17 protein-coding genes and 1 riboswitch are annotated in these 15,901 nt (G+C 75.2%); of the genes, 13 read left to right on the top strand and 4 right to left on the bottom strand.

What is annotated here, in order from left to right:
• The 7 genes from solA to F1D97_RS00285 are packed head-to-tail and all read left to right on the top strand — an operon-like array spanning position 1 to position 6,763.
• Entirely contained in the window at positions 1–1,194 is a 1,194-nt protein-coding gene (solA, locus tag F1D97_RS00315) for an N-methyl-L-tryptophan oxidase (protein WP_236121769.1), read from the top strand.
• A 54-nt stretch (positions 1,195–1,248) separates the two neighbouring features.
• Positions 1,249–2,466, top strand: a complete 1,218-nt coding sequence (locus F1D97_RS00310) for an LLM class flavin-dependent oxidoreductase (protein ID WP_236121768.1) — start codon at positions 1,249–1,251, stop codon at positions 2,464–2,466.
• 39 nt (positions 2,467–2,505) lie between these two features.
• Positions 2,506–3,630: an LLM class flavin-dependent oxidoreductase gene (locus F1D97_RS00305; RefSeq protein ID WP_236121767.1), complete on the top strand. Its 1,125-nt coding sequence runs from the start codon at positions 2,506–2,508 to the stop codon at positions 3,628–3,630.
• A 28-nt stretch (positions 3,631–3,658) separates the two neighbouring features.
• Positions 3,659–4,756, top strand: a complete 1,098-nt coding sequence (locus tag F1D97_RS00300) for an LLM class flavin-dependent oxidoreductase (protein ID WP_236121766.1) — start codon at positions 3,659–3,661, stop codon at positions 4,754–4,756.
• On the top strand, positions 4,753–5,925 hold the full coding sequence (locus tag F1D97_RS00295) for an LLM class flavin-dependent oxidoreductase (protein ID WP_236121765.1): 1,173 nt from the start codon (positions 4,753–4,755) through the stop codon (positions 5,923–5,925). Before F1D97_RS00300 ends, F1D97_RS00295 begins: the two co-directional genes overlap by 4 nt.
• Before the next feature lie 56 nt (positions 5,926–5,981).
• A complete protein-coding gene (locus tag F1D97_RS00290) occupies positions 5,982–6,254 on the top strand; it encodes a type II toxin-antitoxin system TacA family antitoxin (protein WP_236121764.1) in 273 nt (90 codons plus the stop codon).
• On the top strand, positions 6,251–6,763 hold the full coding sequence (locus F1D97_RS00285; RefSeq protein ID WP_236121763.1) for a GNAT family N-acetyltransferase: 513 nt from the start codon (positions 6,251–6,253) through the stop codon (positions 6,761–6,763). Before F1D97_RS00290 ends, F1D97_RS00285 begins: the two co-directional genes overlap by 4 nt.
• Positions 6,764–6,866: 103 nt before the next feature.
• Here the strand turns inward: F1D97_RS00285 and F1D97_RS00280 are convergent, their stop codons facing one another.
• The 4 genes from F1D97_RS00280 to F1D97_RS00265 form a co-directional block, all read right to left on the bottom strand.
• A complete protein-coding gene (locus F1D97_RS00280; protein WP_236121762.1) occupies positions 6,867–7,439 on the bottom strand; it encodes a flavin reductase family protein in 573 nt (190 codons plus the stop codon).
• Positions 7,436–8,029 (bottom strand): NADPH-dependent FMN reductase, encoded by a 594-nt coding sequence (locus F1D97_RS00275; RefSeq protein WP_236121761.1) that lies wholly within the window; start codon positions 8,027–8,029, stop codon positions 7,436–7,438. Before F1D97_RS00275 ends, F1D97_RS00280 begins: the two co-directional genes overlap by 4 nt.
• Positions 8,030–8,046: 17 nt before the next feature.
• A riboswitch (SAM riboswitch) is annotated at positions 8,047–8,155 on the bottom strand.
• Positions 8,156–8,235: 80 nt separating this feature from the next.
• A complete protein-coding gene (locus F1D97_RS00270; protein ID WP_236121760.1) occupies positions 8,236–9,177 on the bottom strand; it encodes a hypothetical protein in 942 nt (313 codons plus the stop codon).
• Positions 9,174–9,869 (bottom strand): hypothetical protein, encoded by a 696-nt coding sequence (locus F1D97_RS00265; protein ID WP_236121759.1) that lies wholly within the window; start codon positions 9,867–9,869, stop codon positions 9,174–9,176. Before F1D97_RS00265 ends, F1D97_RS00270 begins: the two co-directional genes overlap by 4 nt.
• 245 nt (positions 9,870–10,114) lie before the next feature.
• Here F1D97_RS00265 and gdhA point away from each other — a divergent pair, with 245 nt between their 5' ends.
• From gdhA to F1D97_RS00235, 6 genes are all read left to right on the top strand, one after another.
• Positions 10,115–11,449 carry an NADP-specific glutamate dehydrogenase gene (gene gdhA / locus F1D97_RS00260; protein ID WP_236121758.1) on the top strand — a complete coding sequence of 445 codons (1,335 nt, stop codon included), beginning with the start codon at positions 10,115–10,117 and terminating at the stop codon, positions 11,447–11,449.
• Between the two features lie 134 nt (positions 11,450–11,583).
• Positions 11,584–12,660 carry a glycoside hydrolase family 6 protein gene (locus F1D97_RS00255; RefSeq protein ID WP_236121757.1) on the top strand — a complete coding sequence of 359 codons (1,077 nt, stop codon included), beginning with the start codon at positions 11,584–11,586 and terminating at the stop codon, positions 12,658–12,660.
• Positions 12,661–12,710: 50 nt separating this feature from the next.
• The gene (gene rsgA, locus F1D97_RS00250) at positions 12,711–13,769 is read left to right on the top strand and encodes a ribosome small subunit-dependent GTPase A (RefSeq protein WP_236121756.1); all 1,059 of its coding nucleotides are present in this window, start codon (positions 12,711–12,713) and stop codon (positions 13,767–13,769) included.
• A gap of 260 nt (positions 13,770–14,029) precedes the next feature.
• Positions 14,030–14,866: a glycoside hydrolase family 6 protein gene (locus F1D97_RS00245; protein ID WP_236121755.1), complete on the top strand. Its 837-nt coding sequence runs from the start codon at positions 14,030–14,032 to the stop codon at positions 14,864–14,866.
• 44 nt (positions 14,867–14,910) lie between these two features.
• Positions 14,911–15,282, top strand: coding sequence for a sterol carrier family protein (locus tag F1D97_RS00240; protein WP_236121754.1), 372 nt, complete (start codon positions 14,911–14,913; stop codon positions 15,280–15,282).
• Between the two features lie 23 nt (positions 15,283–15,305).
• Positions 15,306–15,740: a histidine kinase gene (locus F1D97_RS00235; protein WP_236121753.1), complete on the top strand. Its 435-nt coding sequence runs from the start codon at positions 15,306–15,308 to the stop codon at positions 15,738–15,740.
• The last annotated feature ends 161 nt before the right edge of the window (positions 15,741–15,901 follow it).

The raw sequence follows: 15,901 nt of genomic DNA, 5'->3' as shown, positions 1-15,901 counted from the left end.
ATGACCGAGCACGTGGACCACGTCGTCGTCGGCGGCGGGGTCATGGGGTCGGCCGCGGCGTGGCAGCTCGCACGCCGCGGCCGTGAGGTGGTGCTGCTCGAGCGGTTCGCGCCGGGGCACGACCACGGTGCGTCGCACGGCTCGTCGCGCATCTACCGCACCACGTACCCCGAGCCGACGTACCTCGACCTCGCGCAGGAGGCGTTCGTCCTGTGGCGCCTGCTGGAGGCGGACGCGGGGGAGCCGCTGCTGGAGGCCACGGGCGGCGTGAGCCACGCGCGCCCGGACCAGCCGTCCGCGCGGCGCACCGAGGCGGTCGCCTCGGCGTTCGCCGCGCGGGGCATCCCGTTCGAGTGGCTCGACGCCGTCGAGGCGGCGCGCCGCTGGCCGGGCCTGCGGTTCGAGGGCCGCGTGCTGCACGAGACGACGACCGCGGGCCGCGTGCACGCCGACCGCGCGGTCGCCGCGCTGCAGCGACGGGCCACGGCGCACGGCGCGGACGTCCGGTACGAGACGCCCGTGCGGCACCTGGAGCGCGAGGGCGACGGCGTGCGGGTCGTGACGCAGCACGGCGAGCTCGTCGCGCGCAGCGTCGTGGTCGCGGTCGGCGCGTGGAGCGCGGGGCTCGTCGCCCCGCTGCTCGACGCGCGCGACGACCCTGCCGGCAGCCCCACGCTCCCGCTCGTCGTGACGCAGGAGCAGCCCGCGCACTTCGCGCCGCTCGACCCGACGCTGCCGTGGCCGAGCTTCACGCACGACCCCGGGCCCGACGCGGGCTACCCGAGCGGCGTGTACGGGCTCGCGTCGCCCGACGGCGTGAAGGTCGGCTTCCACGCGGTCGGCCCGCGCGTCGACCCGGACCACCGCGACCGCACCCCCGAGCCGACGCAGCTGGAGGCGCTGCGCGACTACGTGCGCCGCTGGGTCCCCGGTGCGGACCCCGACGACCTGGTGCCCGTGAGCTGCACGTACACCACGACCCCGGACCACGACTTCGTGCTCGACCGCCGCGGCCCCGTCGTGGTCGCGGCGGGCTTCTCGGGCCACGGGTTCAAGTTCGCACCCGCCGTGGGCCGCGTGCTCGCCGACCTGGCCGACGAGGCGCTCGGCGGCACCGCCGCGTCGTCGGCCTCCGTCCGCCCGGACCTCGCGCGCTTCGCGCTCGCGCGGTTCGCCACCGTCCCCGTCCCCTGACCGTCCGACCGTCGGCACCCGACCCGCCGTTCGTCCCCCGCAAGGAGCAGCCCCATGACCGACGCCCGCCCGACCGGCTCGCGCGTCCCCCTGTCCGTCCTCGACCTCGCGATCGTCCCCGAGGGCGGCACGGGCGCCGCCGCGGTGCGCACCGCGGTCGACCTCGCCGTGCGCCTCGAGGAGCTCGGGTACCGCCGTGTCTGGTACGCCGAGCACCACCTGGCGGCGGGCGTCGCGTCGGCGTCGCCCGCGGTGCTGGCCGCGGCGGTCGCGGCGCGCACGAGCCGCATCCGCGTCGGGTCGGGTGCGGTGCTGCTGAGCACGACGAGCCCGCTCGTCGGCGCGGAGCAGTTCGGCACGATCGCGGCGCTGCACCCGGGCCGTGTGGACCTGGGCGTCGGGCGCGCGTTCACGCCGCCGCCCGCGGACGCCCCCGCCGCCGAGCTCGCCGCGGCGAGCGTGTCGAAGCCGCGCCCCACGGCCGGCCCGCGTGTCGTGGACGGCCTGTACGTCCCCGGCCCGCCGCCGGTCGACTTCTCCGACTCCGCGCTGCGCGAGCGCCTGCTCGCGCAGAAGCGCGTCGTCGGCGCGTCACGCACGCCCGCGTCGTTCCGCGCGGAGCTCGAGCTGGTCCTCGGCCTGCAGGCGGGCACGTACCGCGACGAGGCCGGGCACCCGTACACGAGCCCGCCCGTCGACCGGGCGGCGTTCGACCTGTGGGTGCTCGCGTCCAGCGCGGGGGAGTCCGCGCGCGTCGCGGGCGAGCTCGGCCTGCCGATCGCCGCGAACTTCCACGTGAGCCCGGCGACCACCCTCGAGACGGTCGCGGCGTACCGCGAGGCGTTCCGGCCCGGCGTGCTCGACGCGCCGTACGTCGTGGTGTCCGCGGACGTGCTGGTCGCCGAGACCGACGAGCGGGCCGAGGAGCTCGCGCGCCCGTTCGCCGACTGGGTGCGCTCGATCCGCGGCGGCAGCGACGGCGCGATCGCGTACCCCGACCCGGCGCGCGCGCCGTCGTGGGACGAGCGCACGCCCGACGAGCGCGTGCTCGTGGCCGACCGGGTGGACACGCGGGTCGTCGGCGGCCCGTCGGCCGTCGTCGAGCGCCTGGAGACGCTGCAGCGCGTGACGGGCGCCGACGAGCTGCTCGTCACGACCGAGGCGCACGACCCGGCCGACGCGCGCCGCTCGTTCGAGCTGCTCGCGGAGCACTGGCTCGCCCCGTCGACCGCGGGCGCCGCCGACCTGGCGCTCGCGTCCACCACCGCCTGACCCCTGATCGCACCCCGACGTCACACCCCGGAGGCCACCATGCCCGTCGAGTTCCTCGGCATCGCCACGACCAACGACCAGTCCGAGACCACCGCCCGCACGACGCGGCCGTTCGACCTCGGCTACCTCGAGCGCATCGTGCGCGCGCACGCCGACAACGGCTGGACGCGCGTGCTGTTCGCGTACGGCTCGTCGGGCCCCGAGCCCGCGGCGCTCGCGGCGCACGTCGCGGCGCGCGTGCCGGGCATCGAGCTGCTGCTCGCGCACCGGCCCAACGTGTCGTACCCGACGTACGCGGCGAAGACGTTCGCGACGCTCGACCAGCTCTCGGGCGGGCGGCTGTCGGTGCACTTCATCACGGGCGGCAACGACCACGAGCAGGGCCGCGAGGGCGACCGGCTGACCAAGGACGAGCGCTACGCGCGGACCCGCGAGTACATCCAGATCGTCAAGCGGGCGTGGTCGAGCAGCGAGCCGTTCGACCACCACGGCGAGTTCTACGAGTTCGAGGACTTCGTGCTGGACACCAAGCCGTTCGAGGGCCGCACGCCGACGATCTCGTTCGGCGGCTCGTCGGACGCCGCGTACACGGTCGGTGCGGCGGAGGCCGACATCTACGCGGTGTGGGGCGAGCCGCTGGACCGCACGCGTGAGCAGATCGAGCGCGTGCACGCCGAGGCCGCCGCGGTGGGCCGGGTCGAGCCGCCGCGCATCCACGCGGCGTTCCGCCCGATCGTCGCGCCGACCACCGAGCTCGCGTGGGAGAAGGCGCACCGCGTGCTCGACCGCATCGAGGCGCGCAAGGCCGCCGCGGGCGGCGTGCTCAGCCGCCGGCACCCGATCGACTCGCCGCAGAACGCGGGCTCGCAGCGCCTGCTGGAGATCGCCGCGGCGGGCGAGCGGTACGACGACGTGCTGTGGACGGCCACGGCTCGCGCGACGGGCGGTGCGGGTAACTCCAACGCGCTCGTCGGGACGCCCGAGGAGGTCGCGAACGCGCTGCTCGCCTACTACGACCTCGGCGTCCGCGTGATCTCCGCGCGCGGCTACGACCTGCTCGACGACGCGATCGACTTCGGCCGCTACGTCATCCCGCTCGTGCGCGAGGGCGTCGCCGAGCGCGACGCGCGCGCCGCCGCGCAGGCCGCGTCGTCGGCCGCCTGACCCCCACCGAACCCCGCAGGAGATCCCCGTGCGCTTCCAGGTCCTCGACATCGTCTTCAACCCGCCGCACCCGGTCACGGGCGAGGCCGTCCCGCCGTCCGACCGGCTCAACCGGGTCGTGGAGACCGCGGTGCTCGCCGAGGCGCTCGGCTTCGACTCGTTCGCGGTGGGGGAGCGGCACGCCGGCGAGGTGCTCTCGTCCGCCCCGACCGTGATCCTCGGGGCGGTCGCGGCGCGCACCGAGCGCATCCTGCTCTCCACGGGCGTCACGGTCCTGTCGCTGCTCGACCCGATCCGCGTCGCGGAGGACCTCGCGACGGTCGACCAGCTGTCGCGCGGGCGCCTCGAGATCGTCATCGGCAAGGGCAACGAGGTGCTGCAGTACCCGCTGCTCGGCCTCGACATCGCCAAGCAGTACGAGTACCTGCAGGAGAACTACGAGCTCCTGCGGCTGCTGCTCAGCGAGGAGGACGTGACGTGGGAGGGCGTGCACCGCCACCGCCTGGAGAACGCCACGACGCTGCCGCGCCCGTTCTCGGGCCCGTTCCGGATCTGGCACGGCTCGGCGACGTCGCAGTTCGCGGTCGACCTGGCCGCGCGCTACGGCGACCCGATCGTCAGCGCGAACGCGCTGCAGCCGCGCGAGAACTACCAGGTGCTCATCGACCGGTACCGCGAGCAGTACGAGGCCCACGGCCACGACCCGGCGTACGCGTTCGTCGGCTCGGGCTCGGGCGGGCTCTACCTGGCCGACACGACGGAGCAGGCGATCGAGCAGTTCCGCCCCATCTTCGAAGGGCAGATCGCCGCGCAGCGCCGGCGCGGGTACGGGCCCGAGCACGTGGGGGTGGGGAACAGCTTCCAGACCGTGGAGGACGCGGTCGAGCGCGGCCCGGCGCTCGTCGGCTCGCCCGAGCGCGTCGTCGAGAAGATCCTCGACTACCACGCGTCCTACGGTCACGACCTGCAGTCCGTGTCGGTCAACCACCTCCTGCCGCTCGAGCAGCAGGCGGACGTGCTGCGCCGGTTCGCCGAGGAGGTCATCCCGGCGGTCAAGGCCGAGGTCTCGACGAGCCTGTGGAGCGAGTCCGACGAGCGGCGCGCGGCCGGGTTCACCGCGAAGTGACCGCGCGCAGCCCGCTCACGGGCGTGCACTGGTTCCTGCCGACGTCCGGCGACGCGCGCGGGATCCTCGGCGGCTTCCACGCCAAGGACTCCCGCGCGCACGCCGCGGGCTACCGCGCGCCCACGCTGGACTACCTCACGCAGGTCGCGCAGGCCGCGGACACCCTCGGCTACGACGCCGTGCTCACGCCCACGGGCACGTGGTGCGAGGACGCGTGGGTGGTCACGGCGGCGCTCGCGGCCGTGACGCGGCGCCTGAGGTTCCTCGTCGCGTTCCGCCCCGGGCTGCTGTCGCCCACGCTCGCGGCGCAGACCGCCGCGACGTTCCAGCGCATCTCGGGCGGTCGGCTGCTGCTCAACGTGGTCACGGGCGGCGACGAGATCGAGATGCAGCGGTTCGGCGACTGGCTCGACCACGACGAGCGGTACGCGCGCTGCCACGAGTTCCTCGACGTGGTGCGCGGGGTGTGGGACTCCTCGCCGTTCTCCTACGACGGCGCGCACTACCGCGTGGAGGGCGCCCAGGTCCCCGCGCCCCCGGACCCGCGCCCCGAGATCTACTTCGGCGGCTCGTCGTCCGCGGCCCTGCCCGTCGCGGCCGCGCACGCCGACGTGTACCTCACCTGGGGCGAGCCGCCCGCGCAGGCCAAGGAGAAGATCGACCGGGTGCGCGCGCTCGCGGCCGAGCAGGGCCGCAGCCCGCGGTTCGGTGTGCGCCTGCACGTGGTGACGCGCGACCGCTCGTCGGACGCGTGGGACCTCGCGCAGCGCTGGCTCGACGAGCTGAGCCCCGAGCAGATCGCCGCCGCGCAGCGGGGGCTCGGCGCATCCGGGTCGGTGGGGCAGCAGCGGATGGTCGCGCTGCACGGCAACGGCGCGCTCGCGACGAGCGGCGACGCGCGCGCCCTGGAGATCCATCCGGGGCTGTGGGCGGGCGTCGGCCTGGTCCGCGGCGGCGCCGGCACGGCGCTCGTCGGGAGCCACGAGGAGGTCGCGGACCTGATCGCGGAGTACCACGCCGCCGGCTTCGACGAGCTCGTCCTGTCCGGCTACCCGCACGTGGAGGAGGCGTACTGGTTCGCCGAGGGTCTCCGCCCCCTCCTCGACGCCCGCGGCATCACGACCCCGGTCCGAGCTGGGGGTGTGCCCGAGCCGGACGCTGTGCGCTGACATCTCGCACGCAATACCACTGGCGCTGTACGGACAACCGCCGTACAGTCCTGCCCATGGCCACCAAGACCCGGCGCATGGAGCAACGCGTCGACGAGGGCACCGAGGTCCTGCTGTCGAAGGCCGCCGCGGTGACGCACGAGACCGTGTCGGCATTCGTCGTCCGGTCCGCGCGCGAGGAGGCGGCCCGGGTGCTGGCCCGCAGCGATCTGACGATGATGCCCGCTGAGCAGTTCGACCGGATGCTCGCGGCGCTCGACGAGGAGCCTCGCCGCGTCCCGGCCCTCGCTGAGGCCGCCGCACGCGCGCGCCGGTTCAAGCACGAGTGAGCGCGCCGGACTACCTGGTCACCGACCTGGGCGAGTGGGACGATCTCGACTCGTTCACGTGCGGTACCCCCGCTCTCGACGTGTGGCTGCACGAGACCGCGAGGCGTGCGCAGAAGGCCGGTACGGTCAGGGTCCGGCTCCTGCGGAGCTGCGATGCGGGCCAGCTCGTCGGCTACTACGCCGTATGCCCGACGGAGGTGCTGCGTGAGGAGCTCGCGCTCTCGTCGAAGGTGCGGGCGGCCTCGTCGCGAGTGCCGGGGTTCATGCTCGCGAAGCTGGCGATCTCGGCCGAGGTCCAGGGCCGTGGCCTCGGCCGGGACCTCCTGGTCGACGCGCTCGAGCACATCTGCGAGGCATCCGACCTCGTGGGTGGCCGTATCGTCGTGGTCGATCCGGTCGACGACCGCGCGGCGAACTTCTACGCAAGGTACGGCTTCTCGTCCATCGTCGGGTCCACGCGGATGTACCTGCTCGTCCCGGACGCGAAGGCCTCCCTCGGCCTCGCGTGACGGCCCTCTCGCAGCAGACCCGGCCTGCCCTGACGCACGCGTGGACCCCCGGACCGGTGCGGGCCGGGGGTCCCCGTGCGTGTGGCCAGGTGGGTGGCCGACGTCAGATCGCGGAGTGCTCGCCGATCCGGTGGTAGGTCCGGTCGTGGTAGACGAGCGGCGACGAGGCCTCGAGCCCGGTGCGGTGCGCCGTCTCGGGCTCGACCCGCGCGGACGACGAGATCGCCTCGACCGAGACGAGGTAGCTCGACCCGACCGGCGTGCGCTGCACGACGCGCCCGCGCACCCAGGACAGCGCGCCGTCGATCACGGGCTCACCCGTCTCGAGCGCGGTCCAGCCGCCGGCCGCGAACCGGTCGATGCCGCTCGTCGCGAACCGGGCGGACACGTCGTCCTGGTGGTCGGCGAGGAAGCTGAGCGCGAGCGTGGTCGCGCGCGAGACCGCGGGCCACGAGGACGACGACGACGCGAGCGAGAACGCGAGCAGCGGCGGCTCGGCGGACACCGAGATCACGGACGTCGCGGTGAACCCGACAGGTCGGCCGTCGGGGTCGCGCAGCGTCACGACGACGACGCCCGCGGGGTGCCCGCGGAACACGGCCTTGTACTCGTCGGGCGACAGGCGCGTCTCCGGCGCGGCCCCGGTGCGGGGGCGGGCGATGGGCTCGGCAGTCATCGGGCTGCCTCCGCGAGGTCGAGGTCCGCGGCCGACTGCCCGACCGGCTGCCCGACCGCGCGGCGCAGCGCGTCACCGCCGCGCGCGAGCCACGCGTCCACGGCGCGGTCGAGGCCGGCCGGGTCGGCCAGGTCGGCCTCGGTGACCGTGAGGGCGCGGGTCGGGACGACCGCGCCGAGCTCGACGAGTACCGGCCGCAGGTGCACCTCGCCGACGAGCGCGTGCGCCGGGTTGCCGGACACGACGAGCGGCACGACGACGACGCCCGCGAGCCCGTCGGGCCCGTACAGGTCGAGGAAGGACTTCAGGAGGCCCGTGTAGGAGGCCTTGTAGACCGGCGTCGCGATCACCGCGACGTCGGAGTCCGCCAGCGCGCCGAGCGCGGCGTCGACCCGGGGTCGCTGCCCGGCGAACAGCTCGCCGGCGACGGCGGCCAGGTCGACCGTGGTGGTGACCGTCCCGCCGACGTGGGCGGCGACGGCCTGGGCCGCGGTCCGGGCGGCCTGCAGGGTGCGCGATCCCTCGCGCGGGTTGCCCGCGACCACCACGACGGTGGGCTCGGGGCGGGATGCTGGTGCGTCGGTGCTCATGGTCCCTCGCAATCGTTCCGTCACGTTTGCCGGCCCGTGGGCCGACCAGGTCGTCCCCCGGAGCACCCCGCGCGTGACCGGGGTTGCCGACCAGCGAGCCGGGGCTTGGCGCTGGTTCTCGTGACCTGGGGAGGGGTATAGCAGCGCTCGCAGAAATGGATACTGGATCAGTCGGAAATCTCGTCAGATGGACGCCGGACAGGCCGTCAGGCCGGCCCGGGCGGCAGGTTGACGAACTGGAACTGCCACTGCGCGGGCCGGTCGCGCGGGACCATCACGGTCGTCGCGCCCGCGTCCCACGTCGACGGCACCAGGAACATCGCGTCGGGTCCCTGCACCAGCAGCCGCAGCCCGCGGTGCCGCCACCGCGGGGCACCCGAGCCGGCGCACTCCTCGTCGACGACCGGGCCCGCACCGGGGTCGTCGCGGGCGCACAGGTCCTCCACCCCGACCGCCGGGTTCGTCAGGCGCAGCGGCGTCGTGGTGTCCAGCACGACCAGCGGCAGCTCGTCGAGGTCCCGCGCGGTCCGCTGCGCGAACCCGATGCCCGCCCACCCGGCCGTCACCGACACGACCCACAGCACGGCCGCGACGACGAGCGCCCACAGCCCCGCAGCGACGCCCACCGGGCGCGACGGCACGTGCCGCAGCGCACCGGCCGTCAGCGCGGCTCCCACTGCGATCACCGACGCCGCGATCACCTGCAGCCACACCCAGTCCTGCAACCACGCGTACGCGAGCAGCAGCACCACACCGCCCGTGAGCACCGCGGCCCCCGCGCCGACCGCGAGCCGCGCACCCCGCGCCACGCGCTCGGCCCCGGCGGTCGTCGCCCGCAGCGCCCGCGCTCGCGCGTCCACGCGCGCGTTCAGCGACGCGACGCCGACGAACGCGGTGGTCAGCACCACGAGCGGCACCGCGAGCGAGCGCGGCGAGCGCATGACGATCTCGCGCGGCGAGAGCCCCACGGTGTCCACGTCGAGCCCGAAGTACCAGAGCTCGGAGCGCGTGAACACGTAGCCGTAGTAGAAGAGGAAGCCGGACACGAGCGTCACGGGCGCGACGAGCTGCGTGACGAGCGTGGCCCACGGCGGGAGCCCCCGGCGCGGCGGGGTGTCGGACGACGCTGAGGACGCCGGCGACGTCACGGCACGGCCTCCGGCTCCACGGTGGGTGTCGGCCCGGTCGGCGGGTCGACCGCGAACGAGGTCGGGGTCTCGACGGGGCGGTCGTCGTCCGGGACGACCGGCACGGGCCCCGCGGGTGCCGCCTCGGCCATCGCCGCCGCGGCCGAGCGGCACGCCTCCTCGCCGACGGCGGGCGTGCAGCGCAGCGCACCGGACGCCGACAGGTGCGCGGTCACGTCCACGGCCGCCGGGTCGACGGGCTCCAGCACGACGAGGCAGCTCGGCGACCCACCCGCGAGCGGACCCGCCGAGCACCGCGGCGCGTCGAGCCCCGGGCACGGTCGGACGCTCTCGCGCCACGTCGCGTCGAACGTGAGATCCACCACGAACTCCATGCCCTCGGCGAGCGGCTCCGCCTGCCACACGAGCAGCCCGCAGGACGCCTCGCCGTCGAAGTCGAGCTGCCCGACGAGCGGCGCCGCGGTCACGATCACGACGACGTCGTCGGGCGGGTCCTGCGTCGGCTCGCCGCCGCGCGTCGTCGTCGTCCCGCCCGTCGTCCCGCCCGTCGAGGAGGTGCCCGACGCGGACGCCGTCGCGGTGCCGACCTGCGGTCCCACCTGGTCAGGAGGCCCCGCGCAGCCCAGCACGACGAGCAGGAGCGCGACCGCCGCGGCGCACGCGACGGCGAGCCACCGGGCGCGTGCGCGCACCGTCTCCGGAGTACCCCCGAGCGCCCTCGTGGCCGCCCCGCTCGTCGTCGTGCGCATGGCTGCTCCCCGCCGTCGCGACCGCTGCCCACCTAGCAGGTGGCCGCCCCTCGACCGGGTGATACGAGGGCCGCCCACCGACCCTCGGGCGTCCACGGGTCGGGAGTCCTCCTCCCGAAACGCGGACGGTGGCTAGCCTGAGGCGTCCTCACATCCAGGCCACGCGGAGCAGAGCGGAGCCGAAAGACATGCAGGTGCAGCTGGAGCGCGCCCTCGAGCAGGTGCTCGCGCGCAACGCCGGGGAGCACGAGTTCCACCAAGCCCTTCACGAGGTGTTCGACAGCCTCGGGCCGGTTCTCGAGCGTCACCCCGAGTACGTCGACGCCGCCGTCCTCGAGCGGTTGTGCGAACCCGAGCGGCAGATCATCTTCCGCGTCCCGTGGGTCGACGACAACGGGACCGTGCAGATCAACCGCGGTTTCCGCGTCGAGTTCAACTCCGCTCTCGGCCCGTACAAGGGCGGCCTGCGGTTCCACCCGTCGGTGTACCTCGGCATCGTGAAGTTCCTGGGCTTCGAGCAGGTCTTCAAGAACGCCCTCACGGGCATGCCGATCGGCGGCGGCAAGGGCGGGTCGGACTTCGACCCGCGCGGCAAGTCCGACGGCGAGGTCATGCGCTTCTGCCAGTCGTTCATGACCGAGCTGTACCGCCACATCGGCGAGTACACCGACGTCCCGGCCGGTGACATCGGCGTGGGCGGCCGCGAGATCGGCTACCTGTTCGGCCAGTACAAGCGCATCACCAACCGCTACGAGTCGGGCGTGCTCACGGGCAAGGGCCTGACCTGGGGCGGCTCGCTCGTCCGCAAGGAGGCCACCGGCTACGGCACGGTGCTCTTCGCGGAGAGCATGCTCAACACGATCGGCGAGTCCTTCGACGGGCAGCGCGTGGTCGTCTCGGGCGCGGGCAACGTCGCGCTGTACGCGATCGAGAAGGCCCAGCAGCTCGGCGCGCACGTCGTCGCGTGCTCGGACTCCTCGGGCTACGTCCTCGACGAGAACGGCATCGACCTCGACCTGCTGCGTCAGGTGCGCGAGGTCGAGCGCGGGCGCGTCTCGGTGTACGCCGAGCGCCGCGGCGCGGTGTACGTCCCGGGCCGCCGCGTGTGGGAGGTCGGGGCGCAGGTCGCGCTGCCGTGCGCCACGCAGAACGAGCTCGACGAGGACGACGCGCGCGCGCTCGTCGAGTCGGGTCTCAAGGTCGTCGCCGAGGGCGCGAACATGCCCACGACGCCCAAGGCGATCGCGCTGCTGACCGACGCCGAGGTGCTGTACGCGCCCGGCAAGGCCGCGAACGCCGGCGGTGTCGCGACGTCCGCGCTCGAGATGCAGCAGAACGCGTCGCGCGACTCGTGGACGTTCGAGCACACCGAGGCCCGCCTCGCGACGATCATGCGCGACATCCACGACCGCTGCCTGACCACGGCCGACGAGTACGGCGTGCCGGGCTCGTACGTCGCGGGCGCCAACATCGCGGGCTTCGTGCGCGTCGCGGACGCGATGCTCGCGCTCGGCCTGGTCTGAGGACGGCGGCTCCGGCTCGCTGCTGGACGCGACGCCCCGGCCGCCTCACGCGAGGCGACCGGGGCGTCGCCGCGAACGGGTGAAACCCGCCGCCCCGGCTGCAGCACGCGTCCTGGGCGGCCGCTGTCGTGCTCATGGGTGAGCACCGCACGTCCCTGCGCCGCGTCGTCGCGACCGGTGCCGTGCTCTCGGTCCTCGCGCTCCTCGCCGCGTGCGACGGCTCCGCGACCGGCTCGGTCGCCACGCCGGCCGTCGCCGCTCCGGCGGACGGCACGCCGTCCGTGACGTCCTCGCCGACAACCGCTTCGCCGACCGGGTCGCCGACCTCCGTATCGCCGACCTCCACTGCGACGACCTCGGCGCAGCCCCCAGGCACGGGCGGGCTCCTGGTGCGGACCGACTCGCAGGCGGCGGTCGCCTGGAGCCAGGCCACGGGCGAGGACAAGGACCTGCTCGCGACGATCGCGCAGACCCCGCAGGCGCTGTGGGTGGGCGACTGGGTCGGCGCGGACGAGGCCCGCGACCAGGTCGCGCGGCTGACGTCCGCCGCGGCCGACTCGGGCACCACGGCGGTGCTCGTCGTGTACGCGATCCCGGGCCGGGACTGCGGGCTGCACTCCGCGGGCGGTGTCGCGGCCGACGCGTACGCGGCCTGGGTCGCGACCGTCGCGGACGGGATCGTCGGCCGTCCGGTCGTCGTGCTGGAGCCGGATGCGCTGCCCCAGCTCGGCGCGTGCGACGGGCAGGGCGACCGCGGCGCGCTCCTCGCGGGGGCCGCGCGCACGCTCGACGAGGCCGGCGCGCGGGTCTACCTCGACGCCGGCCACTCCGGCTGGCTCCCCGCGGGCGAGGTCGTCTCGCGGATCCGCGCGGTCGGCACCGCGCACCTCGCCGGGTTCGCGCTCAACACGTCGAACTACCAGGCCACGGCCGACGAGCGCGCGTACGGTGAGGCGATCGCGGCTCAGCTCGAGGGCCTCGGGTTCGTCGTCGACACCTCGCGCAACGGCAACGGCTCGAACGGCGAGTGGTGCAACCCGCGCGGTCGCGCGTTGGGCGACGCACCGCGGCTGGTCGACGACGGCACGGCGCTCGACGCGCTGCTGTGGGTCAAGTCGCCCGGCGAGTCCGACGGCACGTGCAACGGCGGTCCCGCGGCCGGGCAGTGGTGGCAGGAGATCGCCCTGGAGCTCGCGCGCAACGCGCGCTGACGCGGAAATCCGGCGGACGGGCCGGGGGTCGCCGTCCTACCGTCGGCGGTATGTCCTCGTCGCAGCGATGGCGCGTGGTGCGCGCCGACAAGGGTGCGATCCTCGTCGTACCCGACGTCGGCGTACCCGCAGCGGCCCTCGCTGAGCACGAGCACGAGCCCGAGCACGAGCATGAGCACGTCGAACCGCTGCGCGCGGTGCTCGCGCGCGACGGGCTCGCGGAGTCCGACGAGGGCCGCGTGGTGCCCGCGGTCGGCGACTACGTCCTGCTCGACGACGAGGGCGGCGTCGCCCGCGTGCTCCCGCGCTCGTCCGCGCTCGTGCGTGACACCGCGAACCGCACGTCGCTGACCCAGGTGCTCGCGGCCAACGTGGACGTCGTGCTCGTCGTCGAGCACCTCGACCCGGACCCCGACCTCGGGCGGGTCGAGCGGCTCCTCACGCTCGCGTGGCGCTCGGGCGCGACGCCCGTCGTCGTGCTGACCAAGGCGGACCTGGTCCCCGACCCGCGGGGGATGGGGCACGACGTCGAGCGCGTCGCGATCGGCGTCGACGTGCACGTGGTGTCGGTGCCGGCCGACGAGGGGCTCGGGCCGGTGCGGGCGCTGCTGGCGCCGGGGACCACTGTCGTCGTGGTCGGACCCTCGGGCGCCGGGAAGTCGACGCTCGTCAACGCGCTCGCGGGCCGCGAGGCGATGGCGACCGGTGAGCGGCGCGCGGACGGCCGCGGCCGGCACACGACGACGCACCGCGAGCTCGTGCCGCTCGCGGGTGGTGCGGTCCTGATCGACACGCCGGGGCTGCGGGCCGTCGGCCTGGTGGCGGACGCCGAGGCGCTCGAGCACACGTTCGCGGACGTGGCCGAGCTCGCCGCCCGGTGCCGGTTCGCCGACTGCGCGCACCGGACCGAGCCGGGATGCGCGGTGCGCGCCGCGCTGGACGCGGGCGAGCTCGACGAGCGGCGGTTCGACAGCTGGCGCCGGCTCGAGCGCGAGGCGGCCTACCAGGAGCGACGCGCCGACGCGCGGCTCGCGGCGGCCGAGCGAGCCCGGTGGAAGAAGATCACGGCGGAGCACCGCCGAGGCCACCGCCCGGTGCCCCGCGGCTAGGACCCCCGCGGGCGACCTTCCACCATCACCACCTGCCACCACGACCTGCCACCACCACTGCCACCACCACCTGCCACGCACCCGATGCCGAGCGCGGTCGCTGCGCGGGCGCCCGCCGGCGAACGGGCGACGGACCTTGGGCCTACGGGGGTGCCACCTGCGGTCGACCAGGCTGCTGCCGTGTCGGAGCGCTCCCACCGGCTCGACCCGGGGGTGCGGACGTCCCGACCGGACCGACTGGCACGACGACAGGACGAGCGGTGACCGGCCTCTACCTCAGCACCCGGACGAAGGCGTACGCGGCCTGGCGGGCGGCGGTCGGCGCGGAGCGCGCCGCGCTCGAGCTGCTCGCGACCACGCCGCAGGCCACGTGGCTGGACGACCCGTCCGACCCGGACGCGACGCGCGAGGAGGTCCGGGCGCTCACCGCGGCCGCGCACGACGAGGGCAGCACCGCGGTCCTCGCGGTCTACGCGATCCCCGGTCGCGACTGCGGGCAGTACTCCGCAGGCGGCGCACCGGCGGACCGGTACGGGCACTGGGTGCGCGAGGTCGCCGCGGGGATCTGCGGCGCGCCGATCGTCGTGCTCGAGCCCGACGCCCTGCCGCAGCTCGGGGCCGGCGACCACCAGGGCGACCGCGTCGCGTACCTCGCGGACGCGGCGCAGGTGCTGCACGACGCGGGTGCGCGCGTGTACCTCGACGCGGGTCACTCGGCGTGGCTCACGCCGCGCGAGGTGGTGCGGCGCGTCGAGCTCGTGGGGACGCGCCACCTGACGGGTATCGCGCTCAACACCTCGAACTACCAGCCGACCGCCGACGAGCGCGCGTACGGCGAGGCGATCTGCGCCGAGCTGGACCTGCGGTTCGTCGTGGACACCTCGCGCAACGGCAACGGCTCGAACGGCGAGTGGTGCAACGCGCGCGGCCGCGCGGTCGGCGACCTGCCGCGGCTCGTCCACGACGGGACCGCGTGCGACGCGCTGCTGTGGGTCAAGCCGCCGGGCGAGTCCGACGGCACGGGCAACGGCGGCCCGGCCGCTGGCGAGTGGTGGCACGAGGTCGCCCTCGAGCTCGTCCTGAACGCCCGGGGCTGAGTCCCGCCCTGGGCCCTCGGCCGACCGTGGGGGAGAATCGGGGGGTGCCCCCTCGTCGTCGTACCGATCCCGTGGCGGGACGCGCGGCGCTCGCCGCGTGGCGCGCGGACCCGACGTCCGCCGCGGACCGGCGCACCGCGGTCCGCTTCACGCTCGAGGAGCTCGCGGACGTCGCGCCGGGGCACACGGTCGAGGTGCGCGTGCCGCCGGACGGTGCGGTGCAGGCCGTCGCCGGTCCACGGCACACGCGCGGCACGCCGCCGAACGTCGTCGAGACCGACCCGCAGACGTGGCTCGAGCTCGCGACGGGCGCGCTCGCGTGGGACGACGCGGTGCGGGACGCGCGCGTGCGGGCCTCGGGCGAGCGCGCGGACCTCGCGGCCTGGCTGCCGCTGCAGGCGACCCGCGTGCGCTGAGCGCGCTGGCCTAGGATCGCGGGGTGTCGCACGACCCCCAGAACCCGCAGCGCCCCGACGAGCCGGTGACCCCGGGCACGTCGCCGGACCCGACGGGACCCGCCGCCCCGGACGGGGTGCAGGCGTCCCCGGGCGTCGAGCCCGTCCCCGCGGAGGACGAGCTCGCGCGCGTCGCGGTGCCCGCGCGGGTGCGCCGCGCCCCGAAGTTCGGGGTGTTCATCGTCGCGGGAGCGGTCGTCGGCGTCGTCGTCGGCCTGCTGCTCACGCTGTTCCTGGGCGCGGGCGCGGACGACTCGGGCGCGTCCGACGTCGCCTCGGGCACGGGGTTCATCTCGTTCCTCGACGGGCAGGGGGCGATCCGCGCGGTCATGGGCACCGCGGGTGCGATCGTCGGCGGGTTCGTGGGCGGTGCGCTCGCCGTCCGCGCGGACCGGCGCAGCCGCGACCCCCTGCGCTGACCCCGGGACCGGTCCCGTCCCGCGTGAGCGCGCCTGGGTGCGTCCCGTGCCGGCCGGGCTGCGCTGACCTGCGCTTAAACGATGTGAACACCCTCGTGGTGTGGCCGCAGCGGGTGCGCGTCCGGTTGCCTGGTCGCTGACCGGCCCAGGGACGTGCTCGC

Origin of the sequence: Cellulomonas palmilytica, assembly GCF_021590045.1 — a bacterium.
GTDB classification, from domain to species: domain Bacteria; phylum Actinomycetota; class Actinomycetes; order Actinomycetales; family Cellulomonadaceae; genus Cellulomonas; species Cellulomonas palmilytica.
This window is presented reverse-complemented; position numbering and strand designations above follow the sequence as displayed.

Bases quoted from the DNA above. Each gene is read 5' to 3' on its own strand.
- F1D97_RS00275 (WP_236121761.1), bottom strand. From the start codon at position 8,029: ATGAGCACCGACGCACCAGCATCCCGCCCCGAGCCCACCGTCGTGGTG.
- F1D97_RS00290 (WP_236121764.1), top strand. From the start codon at position 5,982: ATGGCCACCAAGACCCGGCGCATGGAGCAACGCGTCGACGAGGGCACC.
- F1D97_RS00280 (WP_236121762.1), bottom strand. From the start codon at position 7,439: ATGACTGCCGAGCCCATCGCCCGCCCCCGCACCGGGGCCGCGCCGGAG.
- F1D97_RS00305 (WP_236121767.1), top strand. From the start codon at position 2,506: ATGCCCGTCGAGTTCCTCGGCATCGCCACGACCAACGACCAGTCCGAG.
- gdhA (WP_236121758.1), top strand. From the start codon at position 10,115: ATGCAGGTGCAGCTGGAGCGCGCCCTCGAGCAGGTGCTCGCGCGCAAC.
- F1D97_RS00310 (WP_236121768.1), top strand. From the start codon at position 1,249: ATGACCGACGCCCGCCCGACCGGCTCGCGCGTCCCCCTGTCCGTCCTC.
- rsgA (WP_236121756.1), top strand. From the start codon at position 12,711: ATGTCCTCGTCGCAGCGATGGCGCGTGGTGCGCGCCGACAAGGGTGCG.
- solA (WP_236121769.1), top strand. From the start codon at position 1: ATGACCGAGCACGTGGACCACGTCGTCGTCGGCGGCGGGGTCATGGGG.
- F1D97_RS00255 (WP_236121757.1), top strand. From the start codon at position 11,584: ATGGGTGAGCACCGCACGTCCCTGCGCCGCGTCGTCGCGACCGGTGCC.